At 53.6% G+C, this 18,556-nt stretch carries 12 protein-coding genes, 2 tRNA genes and 1 other annotated feature; of the genes, 12 read left to right on the forward strand and 2 right to left on the reverse strand.

Annotated elements, in window-relative coordinates; all coding sequences use genetic code 11:
- Window positions 1–45: 45 nt before the first annotated feature.
- The gene (locus tag NSQ46_RS06390) at window positions 46–1,026 is read right to left on the reverse strand and encodes an aldo/keto reductase (RefSeq protein WP_342576489.1); all 981 of its coding nucleotides are present in this window, start codon (window positions 1,024–1,026) and stop codon (window positions 46–48) included.
- A gap of 140 nt (window positions 1,027–1,166) precedes the next feature.
- Between NSQ46_RS06390 and NSQ46_RS06395 the strand changes: the two genes are divergently transcribed.
- The 12 genes from NSQ46_RS06395 (at window position 1,167) to NSQ46_RS06450 (ending at window position 17,941) form a co-directional block, all read left to right on the forward strand.
- Window positions 1,167–1,946: a hypothetical protein gene (locus tag NSQ46_RS06395; protein WP_342576490.1), complete on the forward strand. Its 780-nt coding sequence runs from the start codon at window positions 1,167–1,169 to the stop codon at window positions 1,944–1,946.
- A 1,943-nt stretch (window positions 1,947–3,889) separates the two neighbouring features.
- Entirely contained in the window at window positions 3,890–4,966 is a 1,077-nt protein-coding gene (gene leuB / locus NSQ46_RS06400) for a 3-isopropylmalate dehydrogenase (RefSeq protein ID WP_007127248.1), read from the forward strand.
- 170 nt (window positions 4,967–5,136) lie between these two features.
- Window positions 5,137–5,676 carry a peroxiredoxin gene (locus NSQ46_RS06405; RefSeq protein ID WP_007127249.1) on the forward strand — a complete coding sequence of 180 codons (540 nt, stop codon included), beginning with the start codon at window positions 5,137–5,139 and terminating at the stop codon, window positions 5,674–5,676.
- Between the two features lie 274 nt (window positions 5,677–5,950).
- Window positions 5,951–6,358, forward strand: coding sequence for a hypothetical protein (locus NSQ46_RS06410; protein ID WP_342576491.1), 408 nt, complete (start codon window positions 5,951–5,953; stop codon window positions 6,356–6,358).
- 335 nt (window positions 6,359–6,693) lie between these two features.
- Window positions 6,694–7,842 carry an ATP-binding protein gene (locus NSQ46_RS06415; protein WP_342576492.1) on the forward strand — a complete coding sequence of 383 codons (1,149 nt, stop codon included), beginning with the start codon at window positions 6,694–6,696 and terminating at the stop codon, window positions 7,840–7,842.
- Between the two features lie 168 nt (window positions 7,843–8,010).
- Entirely contained in the window at window positions 8,011–8,976 is a 966-nt protein-coding gene (locus tag NSQ46_RS06420; protein WP_007127252.1) for an aldolase catalytic domain-containing protein, read from the forward strand.
- Between the two features lie 171 nt (window positions 8,977–9,147).
- A tRNA-Pro gene (locus NSQ46_RS06425) sits at window positions 9,148–9,221 on the forward strand.
- A 75-nt stretch (window positions 9,222–9,296) separates the two neighbouring features.
- Window positions 9,297–9,370: transfer RNA gene (locus NSQ46_RS06430), tRNA-Gly, on the forward strand.
- Window positions 9,371–9,894: 524 nt separating this feature from the next.
- A complete protein-coding gene (gene abc-f / locus NSQ46_RS06435) occupies window positions 9,895–11,760 on the forward strand; it encodes an ABC-F type ribosomal protection protein (RefSeq protein ID WP_251535491.1) in 1,866 nt (621 codons plus the stop codon).
- A gap of 114 nt (window positions 11,761–11,874) precedes the next feature.
- Window positions 11,875–12,154: a binding site (T-box leader), on the forward strand.
- A 72-nt stretch (window positions 12,155–12,226) separates the two neighbouring features.
- Window positions 12,227–13,261, forward strand: a complete 1,035-nt coding sequence (pheS, locus tag NSQ46_RS06440) for a phenylalanine--tRNA ligase subunit alpha (RefSeq protein ID WP_007127254.1) — start codon at window positions 12,227–12,229, stop codon at window positions 13,259–13,261.
- A gap of 30 nt (window positions 13,262–13,291) precedes the next feature.
- Window positions 13,292–15,742 (forward strand): phenylalanine--tRNA ligase subunit beta, encoded by a 2,451-nt coding sequence (pheT, locus tag NSQ46_RS06445; RefSeq protein ID WP_342576493.1) that lies wholly within the window; start codon window positions 13,292–13,294, stop codon window positions 15,740–15,742.
- Between the two features lie 333 nt (window positions 15,743–16,075).
- Window positions 16,076–17,941: a hypothetical protein gene (locus tag NSQ46_RS06450; RefSeq protein WP_342576494.1), complete on the forward strand. Its 1,866-nt coding sequence runs from the start codon at window positions 16,076–16,078 to the stop codon at window positions 17,939–17,941.
- A 139-nt stretch (window positions 17,942–18,080) separates the two neighbouring features.
- Here NSQ46_RS06450 and NSQ46_RS06455 read toward each other — a convergent pair whose 3' ends face one another.
- Complete coding sequence (locus NSQ46_RS06455) at window positions 18,081–18,470, reverse strand: cytochrome C oxidase subunit II (protein WP_210094424.1); 390 nt, start codon at window positions 18,468–18,470, stop codon at window positions 18,081–18,083.
- Window positions 18,471–18,556 lie beyond the last annotated feature (86 nt).

Here is an 18,556-nt window from a genome sequence, read left to right on the forward strand (position 1 = left end):
GTCCAAAGTGGCGTTATTTTTACAGGGTGTTCCAGGATTTGCGTCTTACCAGGCGTAAGCTTGCGGCGCAGGGCCACCCGGACCAGGGAAAATTTCATCCAGCCGCTTCATAACCGATTCGTCGAGCTCCACCTCGAGGCATCTCAAGGAGCTTTCGAATTGTTCCAAAGTACGCGGACCGATGATCGGTCCAGTGACGGCCGGATTTTTAAGAAGCCAGGCCAGTGCCACATTGTCCTGCGGCTCTCCGAGCTCCTGGCAAAGTGCGGCGAATTGCTCCAGCTGGGCACGGTGCTTCTCGATCCGCTCCGCATTGCCGCCGCTTCTCGAACCCTCAATCTTCTTCAGCGCGTTGCGCCCCAGCAATCCGCCGTCGAGCGGACTCCAAGGAATTACGCCGAGACCGAGGCTCTGCGCTGCTGGCAGCACTTCAAGCTCAGGGAGCCGGCAGGTCAGGCTGTACTTATGCTGCTCGGATACCAGACCAAGGAAGTTCCGGTTTTTGGCAGCGGCTTGAGCAATGGCGATGTGCCAACCGGCGAAATTGCTGGAGCCGACATAGCCGATTTTTCCCTGATGCACCGCGACCTCAAATGCTCCCCAGAGCTCGTCCCATGTTACGGATGAATCCACGTGATGCATTTGATACAGCTCGATATGATCGGTCTGCAGCCGCTTCAGCGACCCTTCAAGATGGCGCCGGAGCTTGTAGGCGGACAAGCCGGCTGCATCATTGGGACCGTCGAGTGGATCGCTCATCGCCCCGTAAAATTTCGTGGCCAAAATGACCTTTTCCCGACGGCCGCCGCCCTGCTTGAACCACCGCCCGATTATCGTTTCGGTCAGCCCGGCGTTCTCGCCCCAGCCGTAAACATTAGCGGTGTCGAAAAAATTCACGCCGGCATCCACCGCCGCATCCATGATGCGAAAAGCTTCCTTCTCATCCGTGGCAGGTCCGAAATTCATCGTACCGAGACACAGACGGCTGACTTTCATGCCGGATTTACCTAGAGAGGTGTACTGCATGAGGGGATCATCTCCTTGGTGGGTATTGGTAATAAAAACGATTACATTTCTATTGTAGCGCATGAACAGAGAAATGTAACCAAAGCGGTGCGGGTAACGTTAATAAAGGAAACGGAGGATTTTTATAAGGAGGGACGAGCATGAGTTCTCGTTGCCGAAACGCAATCCGCTTGCGAAAGCTCTCGTTATTTGGATTGGTGGCGGTATTACTTGCGATTAGCGCTTGTGACAATTCCCCTGCAGCCCAAACGGACGAGAATGCTCATCGAGCATTGCCGGAGTTGTCGGATGAGATACCCGCAATTCAAAATGCAGCATATACAGAAGGCACCAGGCGGTTGGTCCAGGATACTTTTGATTCGATCCAGACGATCCAGAATAAGATCCGGAATGAAGGGCTTCCTTGGATGATGGAGACGGAGGAAGTGCGTATTTCGCTTGCGGAATATGTCTTCACCCTGAAAACTAAAGAGCTGATCTATGCCCTAAATCAGTTGACCGTGAAACCTTCGGGCGAGGAGGTGCTGCGGCATATGATTACCGAGGCGTTGACCGTGCACCATGCAAAACAAATTGGAATCACCGTAACGCCGGAGGAAGTCAAGGGTATGATCGACATGCAGAGGCGTGCGATGAAGGGCACCGGCCCGAAAACATCCGCGGAGCAGCTGACCTTATACATTATGGAGCAGCGGATCCGAATCACGGGACTGAGCGAGGAGGAGTTTTGGAATAGCGAGGAGTTATACAGCGCGTACGAGGCGGCGATTTACATGAATAAGCTTATGGGACATATCCTTGCGGATGAAGACCTGAAAGGGACGGAAAGCTATGAGGCGCTTCAGGCGGAGCTTTATAAGGATTTCCGGAAAAAACATCGCATTAAAGCGCCCGATCTAAGCGAGTTGGAGACGCTATAACGGGCGGACAAGCAAGCTGGCGGCTCCTCCAGCTCGCTTGTTTTTCCATGCTCACTTCTGGACCGGGTTATGGCTGCCAAAGCACGGCCAGCAGCCATATCACCTCGAATCGGCACCCGAAGTCCCCTGGTGTGCTGGTGAAGCGAAGGTAGGAAGGGGCCTCATTGCGGCGACACCCGGGTTCATCGTGGTGGCTGCCGAAGTGCAGCCAGACAGTTGGCCCCATCGCCGCAACCCCCGAAGTCCCCCGGGTGACTTCTTAAGCGGAGCCAGGAAGTCGGCCCCATCGCCGTCACACCCAAAAGTCCTCAGGGTGGCTGCCTAAGCGGAGCCAGGCAGCCACCCCATTCCCACCCCAAGTGAGCCGAAGGGAACGCGGGCCCCCAAGAGCTACGAAGCAGCGGAGAGGACGAATCGATTCCGGAAAAGCGGAGCGGTCGCCTTTGGAGCCGAATATCCACCGCTAAATATATAATCATGAAATTCGGCGACAACAGCGATTGGAGGAAGGAATTCGGCGACAACAGAGAGGAAGGATACGTACTCGGAGCAACCCCAGCAGCAGTCAAGATACATCATCCGAGCATCCCCAGCAGCAAGCAGTAAGATACGCCATCGGGGGAACCCCATCAGGCAGCGGAGTTACGCATCGCCGCAAAACCCGAAGGTCCCCAAGGTGGCTGCTGGGTGCAGCTCAGGCAGTCGGCCTCATCGAAGCAACACCTGAAAGTACCCAGGGTGGCAGCCCAAGCGGAGCCAGGCAGCCACCCCATTCCCACCCCAAGTGAGCCGAAGGGAACGCGGGCCCCCAAGAGCTACGAAGCAGCGGAGAGGACGAATCGATTCCGGAAAAGCGGAGCGGTCGCCTTTGGAGCCGAATATCCACCGCTAAATATATAATCATGAAATTCGGCGACAACAGCGATTGGAGGAACGATACGTACTCGGAGCAACCCCAGCAGCAGTCAAGATACATCATCCGAGCATCCCCAGCAGCAAGCAGTAAGATACGCCATCGGGGGAACCCCGTTAGGCAGCAAAGTTACGCATCGCCGCAAAACCCGAAGGTCCCCAAGGTGGCTGCTGGGTGCAGCTCAGGCAGTCGGCCTCATCGAAGCAACACCTGAAAGTACCCAGGGTGGCTGCCTAAGCGGAGCCAGGCAGCCACCCCATTCCCACCCAAGTGAGCCGAAGGGAACGCGGGCCCCCAAGAGCTACGAAGCAGCGGAGAGGACGAATCGATTTCGGAAAAGCGGAGCGGTCGCCTTTGGAGCCGAAATTTCACCGCTAAATATATAATCATGAAATTCGGCGACAACAGCGATTGGAGGAAGGATACGTACTCGGAGCAACCACAGCGAAAAGCAGTGAGATACGTACTCGGAGCAACCCCAGCAGTAAGCAGTGAAGTGCCGAAGTGAAGCCAGGCAACAGGCGTGACGAAGCGACGCTCAAATTCTCAGGGGTGGCTGCCCAAGCACAGCGAGGCAGCCATCCCCTTCCCAACCAAGTGAGCCGAAGGGAACGCGGGCCCCCAAGAGCTTCGAAGCAGCGGAGAGGACGAATCGATTTCGGAAAAGCGGAGCGGTCGCCTTTGGAGCCGAAATTTCACCGCTAAATATATAATCATGAAATTCGGCGACAACAGCGATTGGAGGAACGATACGTACTCGGAGCAACCCACGAAACTCCCCACGGAACATCCCACGTAACTACCTCGTAACTACCTCGTAACTACCTCGGAACTCCCCTCGAAGCACCCTCCCCAGCAGTAATGCCCCCGGGCACATCGCCAACGCGTTCCCTACGGATCACTCCCCACTTATAGGCAAAACAAATTAAGTTCATAGTTTCTATATCTTGGTCACCGTGAGGGAAGTATGTTACAACAGTAACTAGATGACTTTACGAGAAGCGTATTATAAATAAGGAGTGACTAACCGATGGCAGAAACGAAGAAAATTGCCGTAATCGCCGGGGACGGAATCGGTCCTGAGGTCGTGGCGGAAGCGGAGAAAATTATAAAGCGGACCGAAGAGGTCTTCGGATATTCCTTCACGACGGAGCACGCGCTGTTTGGCGGCATCGCCATTGACGAGAAAGGCACGCCGCTACCGGAAGAAACGCTGAGCGTGTGCAAAAGCGCCGATGCCGTGCTGCTTGGAGCGGTAGGCGGTCCGAAATGGGACAACAATCCGAAGGAGTTGCGCCCGGAAACCGGATTGCTCGGCATTCGCAAAGAGCTCGGATTATTTTCGAACCTGCGTCCGGCTGTCATTTTTGACTGCTTGAAGGATGCCTCGACGCTGAAGCCGGAAGTGCTTGAAGGCACGGACCTGATGGTCGTGCGAGAGCTGACAGGCGGCATCTACTTCGGAGAGAAGTTCAGACGCGAAGGTGCCGGCGGCGAAGAAGCGGTCGATACCTGTGTTTACAATACGGCCGAGGTGGAGCGGATCGTGCGCCAAGCGTTCGAGATCGCCCAGAAGCGCCGCAAGAAGCTGGCGTCCGTCGATAAAGCGAATGTGCTGGAAACCTCCCGCCTCTGGCGTGAAACGGTCAACCGCATCGCGCCGGAATATCCGGATGTGGAGCTGGAGCATGTGCTGGTGGACAACTGTGCGATGCAGCTTCTGCGCCGCCCGTCCAGCTTTGACGTCATCGTGACCGAGAACATGTTCGGAGACATTCTGAGCGATGAGGCGGCAATGCTGACCGGATCCATCGGCATGCTGGCATCGGCATCCATGGGCGAAGGAGCATTCGGCCTGTACGAGCCGGTTCACGGTTCGGCGCCGGATATTGCGGGACAAGGGCTGGCCAACCCGATCGCGACCATTCTGTCGGTTGCGCTCATGTACCGCCTGACCTTCGGCTATGCCGATGCGGCGGACGCGATCGAACGCGCGGTAGCTGAAGTATTGGATGCTGGACACCGGACAGCAGACATTGCCGTCGATAAGAGCAAAGCGCTCAGCACTACGGAGATGGGCGACCTGATCGCGGCGGCCATCCGATAATCTGCTCACTGTTCAAGGAAAATTCTTATTTATAATAATTATAAAAAAGTAACCTCTATAATCTTGACTTTGCCAAGCCTCGATGATAACATTTCTAGTGAATGTTCGTGGGAACATAGATTTGTTACACATTTTAATATGTTCTACATATGTTAAGGAGGAATTCAATCATGGCAGAACGTTTGGTTGGTAAAGCAGCTCCAGATTTCACGATGGAAACCGTATCGGGAGACGGTAAAGATTTTGGGAAAGTCAGCCTGTCCGACTACCGCGGTAAATGGCTCGTATTTTTCTTCTATCCGCTCGATTTCACTTTCGTGTGCCCGACTGAAATCACGGCACTGAGCGATGCTTACGATCAATTCAAAGCATTGGATACCGAAATTCTTGGTGTAAGTGTTGACTCTATCCACAGCCACAAAGCTTGGATCAACACATCCAGAGACGCTAACGGTCTGGGAGCATTGAACTTCCCGCTCGCTTCGGACATCACGAAGAACGTAGCAAGAGACTACGGCGTTCTGATCGAAGAAGAAGGTGTTGCACTTCGCGGCCTGTTCATCATCGATCCAGAAGGCGAACTGAAATACCAAGTGGTTAACCACAACGACGTGGGCCGCAGCGTAGAAGAAACACTGCGCGTGCTTCAAGCGCTTCAATCCGGCGGATTGTGCCCAATGAACTGGAAGCCAGGCGACAAGAACCTGTAAGCCTTTGTTGACATCCGAAAACCCTCATCATCTGACAATTTGTTCAGAAGATGGGGGGTTTTTTGACAGAGTGTTCGGGCCGGAAACAGGGAACACTGGTGTTTAGACAACCGATATTTCGTTGATATATAATGGGAAAACTAGTCTTCTCGTAACCAATTAGGCTTAAAGGCCCAAATTTTGTGAAGCCACCGACGGTTGAAGGAATTAGAGGGCATGAAAGCGAATACAATATTGGGAAACGGTGGAGAATTGATGGAGGAGGGTGAACGGTATGAGTTTTTGCTGTGGGGCTAGTATGATGGGTACAAAGGGTACACTTAAGCATTATCGCACTCAAGTACATAATGTTCCCCTGCTGCTGTGTCCGGTCTGCCATCGCGTTGAAGTACATCATCGCGTTGAGAACGAATATGAGATCCTTGCCGAATATGCTCATGGGGACGGTGCCTCCCAAGTAGATTTTCAGGATTATGTGATTGAAGATGAAGATGCGATTTTTGAAAATGTGGTCAACCGGGAATCGGAGGATCCTCTTACCGTTGTTCAAAGCCAGATCGATATGTCGCTGGATCTCCTCGCCGTTGCAAAATGGATGCAGGACGAAAAGTGGCAGGGTGAACTGAAACGGCGACTGGCTGTCATGAGCCAGCGAAGACTCCGCCTACAGAAGCAGCCGTAATCAGTGACCTGTATAAGCCTCGTTCTTCGGGGCTTTTTATTTTTGGTATATTTTAGGGTGTTTCAAATGTGAGGAAAATGGGTATAAACTTCTTATTGTTGTTTGAAGCAGAGTTAAACATACATAAGAGGCATGTCTTTAGTCGGAATATTGGTATTTTTATGAAGATATCCATTTTTCGACAGGATTTCTGATTGACGTTTCTTTCCCATGATGACTATCATGAAAGGAAGCAGATTCAGACTGCTAATGATTCAAAGACGGACAAACTGTTTTTTGCAACAATTGATTGTCGGTTTGGTGAGTTCAACTTTTCATGAAAAGGGGGAGCCATCTTGTTGAGTCAAATCCGTGAATCTGAGCTGCAGGCGATTCGGTCATTTCATTCGAGCCAGCTAATTAGGAACAAGTATGAGAACATACTGGAGAATCTCGACAGCGGGATCATCCTCTTTGATAGTGAGGGTGTACTTGTTTTTGTCAATGTTCAAATGGCAAAATTGCTTGGCGTACCCCGCAAATCGCTAACCGGTTGCACATTAACCCAGCTGCTGCGTCATAAACAGCTGTCCCGATTTAAGAAGAAGAAAATCCTCCGCATTTTCAGGGAGACCGTGTTTCATCGCAAGCGCTACCACGAACTCGTGGACGAGTATGGTCGGTCGTGGCTCATCACGATGACCTATGGGGACCAGATGGAAGGGGATTTTTTAATCAGCGTCAAGGATGTTTCGGATTTCAAGCGAATTGAGCAGACAGCCTACCAGAACGACAAGCTTGCCATGCTCGGTAAAATCTCCGCCTCCATCGCCCACGAAATACGAAATCCGCTGACTTCGATCCGGGGCTTCATCCAACTGCTTCGCCCCCATCTGGTGAGTCTCGGCAAGGAAGAATATGCCCGGATTATACTGACGGAGATCGATCGGGCAAATGATATTATATACGAATTTCTGAATTCCTCCAAGCCATCCGCTCCGGAAACCAAGGTTGTAGCCGTATCCTCGCTGCTCAAGGAAGTCGTGCTTCTTACCGAGAGCGAGGCGCTGATGAAGGGCTGCCAAATTAACCTACATACAGAAGAGATGCCACCGGCGTTTATATCTGTCGATGTGAAGCAGATCAAACAGGTGATTCTCAACATTATCAAAAACGCCCTTGATGCAATCAATGAACAAAAGGTCGAGAATTTTACCGGCATGATTGATATTTCAGCCCGCGACAACGGTAAAAACATTAGCATCTGCATATCGGATAACGGGGCCGGCATGGATCAGAATACGCTGAACCATCTGTTCAATCCGTTTTTTACGACGAAGGAGAGCGGTACGGGACTGGGTCTGTCCGTCAGCTACAGCATTATTCGCAATCACGGCGGCTCGATTGCCGTGGACAGCCAGATCGGTGAAGGGACCGAGTTCGTGATCACATTTCCGAAGCTGGAGGCGACTGAGAGCCCAAAAGCATCAAATGTAAGGATATAACCCAATCGGAGCCAAGCTCCATAAGCAGAAAGCGGCTGTTCCGATGGAATGGTCTTTTTCTTTTTTCGGAAAAAAAGCTTTCTTATAATAGGGGGACTTTCTTCTTTACATTTCTCATCGGATTCAAGTATGATGAAGAGAAACTTGCCGAGAGGAGTTTAGCTTAGAATGATCAAGAGTAGTCAGACAAAGATTGTGGACTGCACCATTCGTGACGGCGGATTGGTGAATAACTGGGATTTTAGCGTTGAATTTGTACAGCAATTGTATGCGGGCCTGAATGAGGCTGGCGTGGACTATATGGAAATCGGTTATAAAAATTCGCCAAAGCTGCTGAAGGGCGCAGATCAAGCCGGTCCATGGCGCTTCTTGGATGATGATTTTCTGAAGGAAGTCATCCCGCATAAAGGCAAAACCAAGCTCTCCGCTCTCGTCGATATCGGTCGTGTGGACGAGGATGATATTTTGCCGCGCGAGGAAAGCCTGCTGGATCTGATCCGGGTCGCCTGCTATATCAAGGATGTGGATAAGGCGCTTGCGCTTGTACAGACCTTCCATGATCGGGGCTACGAGACTACCCTTAACATTATGGCGCTCTCCAACGTAATGGAGAATGAACTGCTGGAGGCTTTTGAGCTGATCAAGGAAAGCGTCGTCGATGTCGTTTACATCGTGGACTCCTATGGAAGTCTGGATCATAAGGATATCGAATACCTCGTCAATAAATTTAAAACGCATCTGCCGAATAAGCGCCTTGGTGTGCATACGCATAACAACATGCAGCTTGCGTTTTCGAATACACTCGTTGCAGCTGACCTGGGTGTGGAGCTGCTGGATGCGTCCGTGTACGGAATGGGACGGGCTGCTGGCAATTGTCCGACGGAGCTGCTCGTCACCCATTTGAAGGGAACCAAGTACGAGCTTCGCCCGGTTCTGGATATCATTGAGCGCTTCATGATCCCGCTGCGGGAGAAGGAGGAGTGGGGTTACATCATTCCTTACATGATTACCGGTACGCTGGACGAACATCCGCGGTCGGCCATGGCGCTTCGGGCATCGGAGGACAAGGATAAAGTTGTAGATTTTTACGATAAGCTGACGACACCGGAAGTAACCTTCGACAAAAAGAAATAACAATCGCCCTAACATTCGGTGGCTATTGAGATGGATAGGCAGCAGCGAAACTCTTGAGGAGGGAAGCTGCTGCTTTATTTTCCGAGATGATAATTTCCATAAAATACATGTTGAAATTATGAATACAGCATGGTATATTTATTTTTGTCTTCACGACAGTTACTGGATTATCGGGACGTAGCTCAGCTTGGTAGAGCACCTGGTTTGGGACCAGGGGGTCGCATGTTCAAATCGTGTCGTCCCGATTGGCTTACGAAATAGGTCCCGCAAAAGTAATCGAATATGCTCTGAAGCATAGCGCCGCTTTTGTGGGTTGATATGCGGGTGTAGTTCAATGGTAGAACTCCAGCCTTCCAAGCTGGTAGCGTGGGTTCGATTCCCATCACCCGCTCCATACTTTAGTAGACTAGAACCCTTGAGAATCAAGGGATTTTTTTGTGTCGTTTAAACGTCATGGTCCGCTTGCTGATTTCATGCTTGCCATTGACAACCAGATTTGTTACAATGTCGGTGAATTCAATTCCAAGAATGCGAGGTAACCATAGTCCGATGAAGTAAGATACCCTTTTCTCTGACAACTGCAATGATGTTGCAGGCGTTTCTCTACGGTGCTGGAGAAGAGATTTGGTGTGTCTGAAAAATGGGATTCGGGGTGCCTTTTTTTATTTCCTGATTTAAAGGACTTCATTCCGGGTTGAACAGCAATTCCCACCCACGGTCAGCGGGTTTCTATTCGGATGTTCGGCATCCGAACACAACAGCCTGTATTTTGACTAGACAGCGCGTGTGCTGAATGCGGAGGGGTTGTCGAATCAATCCGTCCATTTCATAAACACATCCGCATCTCGTTCTCGATGATCCGCCGTAGGCCATGGCCTGCGGTTTTTTTAATGGATTTTTCAGGGAGGATGAGGTTATATGACGATGATCTTAAAGGCTAAGGATATAGGAATGGAGCTGCAGGGAAAGCCGCTGTTCGAGGGGATACACCTGGAGGTGGCAGAGGGGGAGCGCATCGCCCTGTATGGACGAAACGGAATGGGGAAATCCACGCTGCTGTCGATCCTGGCAGGAGAGCGCCAGCCGACGAACGGGACGGTCGAGGCTGTACTGCCAAGGGAACGATGGGGCTGGATGCGGCAGCAGGATGAGCCTGACGAATCCGAGATGACGGCGCTCGAAATGGTTCGCAGCCGCAGCGAATCGTCCCTTTGGGAGCTTAAGCAGCAGCTTGCAGCTATAGAGAAGCAGATGCAGGCAACTGACGCTGATGCTATGGATCGGCTGGTTGAGCAGTACGGGAATCTGTTAGAGCGCTATGAGTCCGGTGGAGGCTTCCAGTGGGAGACTGAAGTCGAGAAGGCCATGACGATGCTCGGCATCGGGCCGGACGTATGGCCTGTCCCCTATAAAGAGCTCAGCGGTGGACAAAAGACCAAGGTGATGCTGGGCGCTCTGCTCGTACGAAACCCCAAATTTTTGCTTCTGGATGAGCCGACCAATCATCTCGACAGCGAGAGTCTGGTCTGGCTGGAGCAGTGGCTTGTTTCCTCATATAAAGGGACCGTGCTGTTCGTATCCCATGACAGGGAATTCATCGACCGCGTCGCCACCACGGTGTGCGAGCTGTCCGCCACCGAGCTGCGGAGGTATCGGGGGGGATACACGGATTACCGTAGGGAGAAAGAGCGTGAGCTGCGTGAGCAGGAAGCCCTCTACCGCAAACAGGAGCTGGCCCGCAAAGCGCTGGAGGAATCGATTCGCAGATATGAGGAATGGTTCCATAAAGCGCATAATTCGGCAGGGGATGGAGATGTCCGGATTACGGCTAGCTACTATAAAGCTAAAGCCAAGAAGAACATTTCGCGATACCATGCCAAGGAGAAGGCGCTCGAGCGGCTGGAAGCGGAGCGTGTAGATAAGCCGCGGAGCGATCCGAAGCTGAAAATGGAGCTGGAAGCGGAGAATATCGGTGCCAGAACCCTGCTGCGCGTGAAGGAGATGAGCTTCGGATTCGGAGACCGCCTGCTGTTTGACCGTTTCAGCTTTCAGTTGAACCGAGGGGATCGTCTCGCAGTCCGGGGGCCGAACGGAAGCGGGAAAACGACGCTGCTTAAGCTTCTGCTAGGCGAAATAACGCCGACGGAAGGAACCGTCGCCTGGCATCCTGCCGTCAAAATCGGGTACTTCTCCCAGCAGCTCGAAGGGCTGGAGGATGACATGACCTTGCTGGACAGTCTGCTTGCCATTCCTGGAATGACGCAGAGCCATGCCCGAACGCTGCTCGGATGCTTCCTGTTCCGCCGGGACGACGTCTTCAAGCAGATCGGTCAGCTCAGCATGGGGGAGAAATGCCGGACCGCCTTCCTGAAGCTGTATTTTAGCGGGGCCCATCTTCTGGTGCTTGATGAACCGTCCAACTATTTGGATGTGGATACACGCGAGGTGATTGAAGAGGTCCTCGTCCGCTTTCCGGGAGCGATTGCGCTCGTATCGCATGACAGATACCTGGTTCGCAAAGTCGCCAACCGGCTTCTGACTCTGCAGCCAGGCGGAGCTCCAGTCTGGTTCGAGGGGAGCGTGGCAGAAGAAGAGGAGCATATGGCCCGTGTCGGGGTGATCAGGGGAGATACCGACAAGGAGAATCGCAGGATGGAGCTGGAGTACCGGATTCAAGAGCTGCTTGGACTCTCGGCCGGAGAGGGTGGAGCCGAGCAGGCGGAGGATTGGCTCGCCGAAATCCGGACGCTCCGGTATGAGCTGGCCCGGCTGCAAGGTGAATAAGCGCGTGCCAATACGGGTAAACCTTCTTGTATAAGGCATTTCGGGTAAATGCAACTTGCCATATGTCGAAAGGTTGCATATAATATACCCTATAAATTCGATTTGCCATAGCGTTTAAATGCGTGGATGGAGAAGAGTAGTCAGTGCTTCCGTACAGGGAAGAGATGCCGCAGATTGAGAGCGTCTCGATGGAATCAGGCTGGTGAAGTTCGCTCCGGAGCAGTTCCCTGAACACGGCAGAACGCCGTACAGTAGGGGATAACGGGTCCGATTCGTTACGTCGGTCAAGTGAGCATATGTCCGCTTATATTAGGGAATGTCGGTGTGTTCAAGCCGCATTCTTAAGAAGCTGGTATGCTAACAAGGGTGGTACCACGGTCTTTTCGTCCCTTTCTGGGAGAAAAGGCCTTTTTTATTTGCAAGGAAAAAGGCAAGTACGAGTTCATGAAGGGGTGTGCGAACAGCAATGAAAGAGAAATTGGAAGCATTAAAGCAAGAAGCATTAGCACAGTTGCAGGACGTAAGCGATCCGCAACGCTTGAATGATCTGCGGGTGAAATACCTCGGTAAAAAAGGAGCGCTGACGGAAATTTTGCGCGGCATGGGCCAGTTAAGTGCCGAAGAGCGCCCGGTGATCGGACAGGTGGCGAACGATGTCCGCGGAGCGATTGAGGAGGTCATCGCCAGCAAGCAGGAGGCGTTCCTCCAGCAGGAGACGGAGGAGCGGCTGCGCGCGGAGAAGGTGGATGTTACGCTGCCGGGAAGGAAGCTTGCGCAAGGCGCGATTCATCCGCTCAGCAAAGTCATCCAGGATATCGAGGACATTTTCATTGGAATGGGTTACCGCGTCGCCGAGGGGCCGGAGGTGGAGACCGATTATTTCAATTTCGAGGCGTTGAATTTGCCGAAAAACCACCCGGCGCGCGACATGCAGGACTCCTTCTATTTGACGGAGGATTTGCTGATGCGTACCCAGACTTCTCCAGTGCAAGCGCGGACGATGCTGGCGATGGAAGGGGAAGTTCCGGTTAAAATTATCTGCCCGGGCCGGGTATTCCGCCGGGACGACGATGACGCGACCCACTCGTTCCAGTTCCACCAGATCGAAGGTCTGGTCATCGGGGAGAATATCCGGATGAGCGACCTTAAGGGAACGCTGCTGCAATTCGTACAGGAAATGTTCGGGGAGAATACGCAGATTCGCCTGCGTCCAAGCTTCTTCCCGTTCACCGAGCCGAGCGCCGAAGTGGATGTGTCCTGCGTGAAGTGCGGCGGCAGCGGATGCCGCGTGTGCAAGCATACCGGCTGGCTCGAAATTTTGGGCTGCGGCATGGTTCATCCAAAAGTCCTGGAGATGGGCGGCTACGATCCGGAAAAATACAGCGGCTTTGCATTCGGCATGGGAGTCGAGCGGATCGCCATGCTGAAATACGGCGTGGATGACATCCGGCATTTCTTCAACAACGATACGGCATTTTTGAAGCAGTTCACGCGGATCTAACTTAAACAAGATAAGGGAAGTGAATATACAATGAGAGTTTCAACGGATTGGTTGTCCGATTATATATCGCTCGAGGGCGTTAGCGCCGAGGAGCTTGCCGGGCGGATTACGTCAGCCGGCATCGAGATCGACGTCATCGAGAAGCGGAATCAGGGCATCAGCAAGGTCGTCGTCGGCTACGTGAAGAGCAAGGAAAAACACCCGGACGCGGATAAGCTTAACGTCTGTGTAGTGGATGCGGGGCAGGAGGAAGACCTGCAAATCGTGTGCGGGGCAAAGAACGTTGACGCCGGACAGAAAGTGCCGGTCGCTCTTGTCGGCGCGAAGCTTCCGGGCGGCCTGGACATTAAGAAAGCGAAGCTGCGGGGCGTGCTGTCCCAAGGGATGATCTGCTCGGCCAAGGAGCTGGGCATGAACGATAAGCTGCTGCCGAAGGAGCTGCAGGAGGGAATTTTGGTGCTGCCTGCCGATACCGAGATCGGCAAGCCGATCGTCGAAGTGCTCGGCTTGAACGATGAGGTGATGGAGCTGGATCTTACGCCGAACCGTTCCGATTGCTTGAGTATGCTCGGGGCAGCCTACGAGGTAAGCGCGATCCTTGGACGGGAGCTGAGCCTGCCAGAGCCGGAGAAAGATATCGTAGAGGTGCATGAGCGCGCAGCGGATCATATCGCAGTGACCATCGGCGCGAAGGAGCAGTGCACGCATTATGCAGCACGCTATATTAGCGGAGTTACGATCGCTCCATCCCCGTTGTGGATGCAGAACCGGCTGATGGCGGCAGGGATTCGCCCGATCAATAATATCGTCGACATTACCAACTACGTCATGCTGGAGTACGGACAGCCGCTGCATGCCTTTGATGCGGATCGCCTGGAGAACGGCGCCGTGCACGTTCGGATGGCCGAAGCCGGCGAGAAGATGGTGACGCTTGACGGCCAGGAGCGTACGCTTGCTCCTCATATGCTGGTCATCGCGTCCGGCGGCAAACCGGTGGCCCTTGCCGGCGTTATGGGCGGCTTGGATTCCGAGGTTACGGACAATACCGTGAACATTTTCCTCGAATCGGCCAAATTTGACGGCGGCACCGTCCGCAAAACATCCCGACAACTGGGGCTTCGCTCCGAAGCCAGCTCGCGCTTCGAGAAGGAAGTGGATCCTGCAGTAGTTATCCCGGCATTGAACCGGGCGGCCTCCCTGATGGCGAAATATGCCGGGGGCAAGGTGCATCAAGGAATTGCCGAAGCGGGATCAGCGGCGTCCGAGCCGAAGGTGATCACGCTCTCGCTCGAGAAGCTGAACCGCTATCTCGGTACCGATCTGTCGCTGCTGGAGGTGAAGACGATCTTCTCCCGGCTGCATTTTGCAAGCGGTGATGCCGGTCAAGGGCTGGTGGACGTTCAAGTCCCTACCCGCCGCGGAGACATTACGCTGGATGTGGATCTGATCGAAGAGGTTGCACGCTTGTACGGCTATGACAACATTCCGACCACGCCGATCGAAGGGCCTACCACGCCGGGCTCCCTTACGAAAGCACAGGCAATCCGCCGCTCGCTCCGCAAGCTGCTGACGCATGGCGGCTTCCAGGAGGTGCTTGGGTACTCCTTCATTCATCCGAAACAGGCCGAACGATTTACCGCGTTGGAGCAAGAGGGCAAAGCGGTCAAGCTGGCGATGCCGATGAGCGAGGACCGCAGCGTGCTTCGGACCAGCCTGCTGCCGCAGTTGCTCGATATTGCCGCTTACAACCTCAATCGCAAGCAGCCGGATCTTGCGTTGTTCGAAATCGGCAACCTCTTCCACACGCATGAGGAGGTTCTGACGAAGCAGCCGCAGGAGCGTCCGGTGCTGGGTCTGCTGCTGTCGGGCCGGACAGGAGCGAAGCAGTGGAATGTGCAGCCGGCGAAGGTGGACTTCTTCGATCTGAAGGGTGCGATCGAAACCGTGCTGGATTATCTCGGCATCGCCGCAGATCAGATCAGCTATGAGGCGAACCAGCCGGCCGGCTTCCATCCTGGCCGCTCGGCATCGGTATTCGTCCAGCATGGAGGCAACAAGCAGCTTCTTGGCGTGCTGGGACAAATCCATCCGAAGCTTCAGCAGGAGCTGGATTTGGAGGATACCTACGCTGCGGAAATATTGCTTGCCCCATTGTATGAGCTGACCAATGACCGGGTGGCTTACCGTGACTTGCCGAGATTCCCGGGTATGGAGCGGGATCTGGCCATCGTGGTGAATGAAGAGGTTGAGGCAGGCTCCTTGATTCAGGTCATTCGTGAGAATGCCGGTGAACTGCTTCAGCAGGTTCAAGTATTCGACGTCTTCACCGGAAGCAAGCTTGGCGAAGGCAAGAAGAGCGTTGCGATTTCCCTGATGTACCGTCATCAGGATCGGACATTGACCGATGAAGAGGTTGCTCAGGTAACCGAAAAAGCCGTAACGGTGCTTCAGCAAACTTTTGGCGCAGAATTGAGAAAATAGCAGGAATTGTGAAAGCCCGCATCGAATCCTTTACACATCAGAGATTCGATGCGGGCTTTTTGTGGTCGAGCCTAAGATCGCCTGGAAGCGATTGTTTCGATCCTCGGTCCCGGAAGGTGCAGCATGAGCGTTTCTTCGCAGCATTTTTGCGCAAGAGTTGCATCCGGACGCCCGTTCGGTAGATAATGATAACCACAAGCGGCTATTGTCATAAATCAAGCTTCGGTCTGTGTCTCTACCATTCGTCTGCACTTGAGATCTCATATATAATGAAGGAAGAGGGATAGGCCAATACATCATAGATTGCACACATAATAGAAGGAGGGCACAACCGTGACAACACCGGATCGTAAAAGCGTCACCGTAGACATCTACGGGACTTCCTATAAACTTGTCGGCAGCAGCAGCGATTATACGAAACAGGTCGCAAGCTATGTGGACGAACGGATGCGCACCATATCCAAGGCGCACACCCGGCTGGATACTCCGCGAATTGCCGTCCTTGCTGCGGTACATATGGCTGAAGAAGCGCTGCAGATGCAGCATTATCAGAATGAGGCTAAGCAGCTTAATGCGGAGCGTAACGAGCTGCGTTCCGAGCTGGCGCGTGTTCAGGGGCTGCAGATTGAGCAGCAGGAAAGGCATCGCCAGCAGAGCGAGCTGATGGAGCGCAAGCTTGCGGAGCAGACCGCTCTGGCTGAGGAATATCGGAGCGCGAAAGAGACGCTGACGGCTGAATCCGAGCGAACCAAGGAGCTGCTGCAGAAGGAATCTGCGCGTGTGTCTGAGCTGCAGCAGGATAAGCAGCAGCTGGAAGGGCAGCTGAAGAAGCAGCGCGAAGAGCTTGAGCGGCGGCACCAGCAGGCGCTGGAGGAAATGAAGCGGCGACATGAAAGCCAGCTGCAGCAATTGAACGGAGCCCATAAGCAGGCGCTGGAGAAGCTGGAGCAGCAGTATCAGGCTTCCGCCAAGGAGGAAGCCGAGAAGCATGCCCAGCATGCCAAGAAGCTGGAGGAGTCCTTCAAGCAGGAGGCGCTTCAGAAAGACCGGCAGCATACAGCCGCCGTACAAGAGCTGGAGCAGCAGCTGTCGGATCAGCGAAGCCGGGGAGGTCAGCTGCAGTCGCGCCTGGCAGCGGCCGAGAAGGAGCTGGGCGTAGTCAAGAGCGAGTCCCAGAAGCTGAAGGAGGATTTGCTTCAGGCAAGGCAGCAGGTCAAGAGCGCCGAGCAGGAGCTGCAGAAGCTTCGGAGTCAAGTGCAGCAGCTGAGCGAGGAGCGGGACAGCCTGAAAGCCGAATCCGCCAAGTCGGAAGAGGAGCGGCGCCGCCTTCAGAAGCTCGTTGTGGATGCGAATCAGACTTCGAGGAAGCAGCAGGAGGAGCTGCAGCGGTTGAGCCAGGAGCTTCAGTCTTGGCGTACGCTGGCCGATCAGCGTAAAGTGGAGACCGGCGAGCTCGAGATGCGGATTGTGGAGCTGATGGAAGGCAACGAAAGCCTGGAGGAAGGCATGAGAGGCCTCCAGGATGAAATCGGCGTTCTGAAGGACGAAGCCGAACGCGCGAATGCCGATCGCAAAGCGGCCCGGCAGGAATTGCTCGAGCTTCAGCACCGGTATGACGAGCTGGAGAAGCTGGGCAAGGAAGCGGAGAGCCGCGAGGAAGAAACGCATAAGCTCTATGCGATGCTCGAGGAGGAATACGATACGCTTTCAAGTCAGCTGGACGAGCTTCGCCGCAAGGCAAATGCAAGCGAGGAGCACAGTCAGGAGCTTGCGAAGCGATTAAGAGAGGCAGAGGAACGGGCGGCTCACTGGCAGGAGCAATGCGAGCAGTGGATGGCGGAGCGGGACCAGCTCGCGGAAGAGACGGAGCGGCTTCAGGCCGAACGCGAGGAATGGAAGACATCCCGGGACGCGCTGGAAGAGGAGCTGACTTCCTGGCAGCGAGAAATCGCTTCAGCTAAGGAAGCCTGCGAGCGAATGGAGAGCGAGAAGAAGGATGCCGAGGCGCAGTACGCCGAGCTGGGCGAGCAGTATGAGCTCGTTATGCATCAATACCGGCTGCTGCAGGCCGAACAGGAGCTGAAGGCGGAGCAAACCGCCCACCTTGAAGAAGAACATAAGAAGCTGAAGGAAGAGTACGCCAAGCTTCAAGTCGAATATAATGAATGGATTGAACTGATCGAGCAGGACCAGCGATAATCCGAGGGTCTGCTTCCGTATTCCGATCAGTACGGTTGTGGAATCATCCCATTCTTACCAGCGGCAAAAACCTCCGGTTGCACAGAGAGGAAGTTCTCTCTGGCAATCCGGAGGTTTTGTTTGCGTCTTGCTGCTGGTGCTATTCTTCAACAATAAGCTTGGAGATCATCGCGCCATGGCCGCTTCCGCACATAATGGAGCAAGAAATTTCGAATTCGCCCGCTTCGTCCGGGGTAACGACCGTGGAGTTGTTTTTGCGGTCAAGCTGCAGGCCCAGAGCCGGGATCATGACCCCATGATTGCCTTCCTCGTTCTCATACGTAATTTTGACGGGAACCCCTTTTTTCAGACGGTATTCCTCTTGGTCGAACTTGAAGTTCGTTCCCTTGATGACGAGTTCAGCTTCCGGCGCTACGCCTGTATCGGTAATGCCCGAATCTCCTGCGGATTCATTCTGATTTCCGCCGCCGCATGCAGCCAGCACAAGCAGAAGCATAGAAGATATAAGCAGTGCAATCGCTTTTTTCACTATGATCTCTCCTGACTATGAAATATTGGTGAACTTTACCTATCTGTTTTTATCATAGCGCAGAAAGAGCGGGCATGCACATCGCT

It is taken from the genome of Paenibacillus sp. FSL M8-0142, assembly GCF_038597315.1.
In the GTDB taxonomy this organism is placed as follows: domain Bacteria; phylum Bacillota; class Bacilli; order Paenibacillales; family Paenibacillaceae; genus Paenibacillus_AQ; species Paenibacillus_AQ lactis.